This is a genomic window from Streptomyces sp. CWNU-52B (assembly GCF_047444975.1).
In the GTDB taxonomy this organism is placed as follows: Bacteria; Actinomycetota; Actinomycetes; order Streptomycetales; family Streptomycetaceae; genus Streptomyces.
Genome location: NZ_JBLFJV010000031.1, coordinates 1 through 3009, shown reverse-complemented (window position 1 = coordinate 3009; position 3009 = coordinate 1). Strand labels below are relative to the sequence as shown.

Annotated in this window: 1 protein-coding gene; it reads right to left on the bottom strand. The window is 64.2% G+C overall.

Annotated features, from left to right (window positions below):
- The coding region (locus ACLVWQ_RS27845; protein ID WP_414111949.1) for a hypothetical protein at positions 1 to 3009 on the bottom strand (3009 nt) is incomplete at both ends.

Sequence of the window (3009 nt, the reverse complement as noted above, 5' to 3'; positions counted from 1 at the left end):
CATGAGCCAACATCCCCATGATGTAACCCACATCGAACTTCTCGAAATAATAACTCGCCAAATTGATGTCGACGCCGTTCTCGCCACGGTCCGTCACATCAGCCGGCGTCTCCGTCGTCCGCAGATGCAGAGTGATACGCACCTGACGACTGCCGATGTAATCCCGAATCGTCGGATGATCCCCCAACAACTCAATGATCCGCACCGCCTTGTCGCGATACCTCACATCCGTGTGCTTCAAATTCGTGAACTCAAAACGCCCCGACTTGAAAGGACTCAACACAGGTTCAGCGGCCACGGGCGTCGCGTTGGGGTCCTGCTGCATACGCGCCGGTACCTCGGTCGTACTCCGGTTCCTGTCTGCCGGCTGGGGCAGGGAGACCGGGTCCACCCACACCGACTTACGGAGGGTGCCTGTGGTGGCGTTGCGTACCGCGTCCCAGGTCTGGTCGAGATCCGCGTCGGCGGCGTCCTGCTCGCTCTGCTGGGGTTGCGGGGTTGCGTCCACGTCCCCGATCAGTGCGCCGAGCAGAGCCATGTGACGGTCCCGCAGACCGGCGACCGCCAGCGAGAAATCCTCCGGGCTTTCGTTCAGCGCGCCGAGCAGACTGCCCGCGATGTGCGGGCGGTGCGGGGAATCAGCGTCCCGGTACTCATCCCGCAGACCCAACTGATGGGTCAGTTCGTGGACCATCTGGACGGGATCCGCATCCGCCCACCAGGAAGTCTGATCCATCGCGCGGTCTCGGCCCACCAAGTCCACCGTCAAATGCGGGTCATCCGTCGGGGCGACCAGCTCGACCGACACATGCAACAGATCACCGTTCGGCAAACGGTAACCAGGAGCGTTCAGGAACTCCGCCACACCTGCGCCGAGTTGACCGAACACTGCCGCCGACTGACCGTCCCCATCGCCGTTCACACCGCGCAACGCGACCCGCACCGTGAGATCCGTGACCGGATCACCGTCATACATGAACCGGCGTACGTCGAAGCCCGACCGCACCACAAAGCGGGGCTCCCGCCACAGCGGCCTCTTCGGCGGTGGTGGTACGGCGTGGATACTGGCGCCCTGGTTGTTGAACACGACGCTGGTACCGAGGCCCAGGAAATTGTTGGTGACGTTGTACCAGGACTTGTCCGTCGGAACGAGCGCCCTCACCGGGCTGTCGTCCGCCAACCGAGCCGTGAACATTTCCTTGTAAGCGTTGTAGACCCTCGCCGTGTAACGGGGTTCCCAGGCCGCGTCCTTGCGCCTGTCGTTCGTCAGCGCGATCGTCGCCAGGTCCATCAGATACGTGTCGATCAGATCCGTGACGTCCTTGGGCTTGGTGCCATTCACACCCAAGCGCGCGTCCGCCGCCAGGACTCCAGCCATCTCCACCACGATGTCGCGATAGATCCGGTGCCTGGTGCTGCTGGTGAAGGCAGCCATGATGTGGTCGGCCTGACCCGCACCCGCGGTGCTCATCGTGCGCGGCGGTTTCGCGTGTGCCAGCCCCGGCACCGCCAGCGGGACGTCCTGGAACATCTCCTCCTCATCCGGAATGTTCGTGTCCCGGGAGGCCAGGGGGTGCAGACCGATCTCATGAGCGAGCATCCCCATGATGTAACCGATGTCGTACTTCTCGAAGTAGTAACTCGCCAGGTTGATGACGACACCTCTGCCGCCCAGGTCCGTCACATCGGCCGGGGTCTCCGTCCTCCGCACATGCAGCGTGATACGCACCTGGCGGTTACCCACGTACTGCCTGATCGTGTCGTGCTTCTGCAGCAGATCCACAATGTGAGCAGCCTTGTCGCGGTACTTCTCGTTCGTGTGCTGAAGGTTGGTGAACTTGTAGTTCCCCAGAATCAACGGCACATAAGGCTCGGATGACTCGTCCGACGTGGTACCCGGGTTCTGGTGCACCCGGGGCGGGACATCTGCCGCCTCCTGGCTGCCGTCCGCCGGGCGGGGCAGGGAGACCGGGTCCACCCACACGGCCTCCCGCAGAATGCCGGCGGTATCGGCACGCGCCGCATCCCAGGACTGCTCGACGCCGTCCCGCTGCACACTCTCGCTCCCGCGAACGTCAAGATCCCCGATCAGCGCCCCCAGCAACGCCATGTGACGGCCTCGGAGACCGGCGACCGCGAGTGAGGCGTCCTCCGGGCTCTCGTCCAAGGCCCCCAGGAGGCTGCCCGGGACATGCGGGCGGTGCGGGGAATCCGCATCCCGGTACTCATCCCGCAGACCCAGCTGATGCGTCAGCTCATGGACCATGTGCACCGGGTCCGCATCCGCCCACCAGCTGTTCTGGTCCATCCGGCGATCCCGGTCCACCAAGTCCACCGTCAGATGCGGAGTGTCTGCCGCATCGACCAGCTCCACGGTCACATGCAACCGGTCACCATTGGGCAAGCGGTAACCGGGAACGTTCAAGAACTCACGGACACCTGCGCCGAGTTGGTCAAACACATGCGTCGCCTGACCGTCCGTACCGCGCAACGCGACGCGGACCGTAAGATCCGTGACCCGCTCCCCCTGATACGAGAACCGCCGCGCATCGAAGCCCGACCGCACCACGAAGCGGGGGCGGCTGTCGCGCGGGCCGCGCAACTGCGGTGTCGGCGTGGACGGGACTTCAGGGGTGCTGTCCGTGTCGGTGGTCTGCGGGAGTCGGGGGCGGGCCTCGTCCGTCGGCGTGGGCCGCTGGATGCTGTCACCCCGGTTGTTGGCCGCAAGGCTCGTCGCCAGGTGCGTGAAGTCCCGCACCACACCGAACATCCCCTTGTCCGCCGGCAACAGAGCACGCACAGGACTGTCCTCCGCGATGCGCTGCGCCAACAACTCCTTATAGGCGTTGTAGACCTTCGCCGTATTACCCGGCTCCTTCGCCGCGTTCATCCGATAGTCACTCGTGATCGCAATCGACGCCAGATCCATCAAGTACGTGTCGAAAAGATCCGTGACATCCTTCGCCTTCGCACCCTCCACACCCACCCGCGCCGACTCCGCCAACAAGT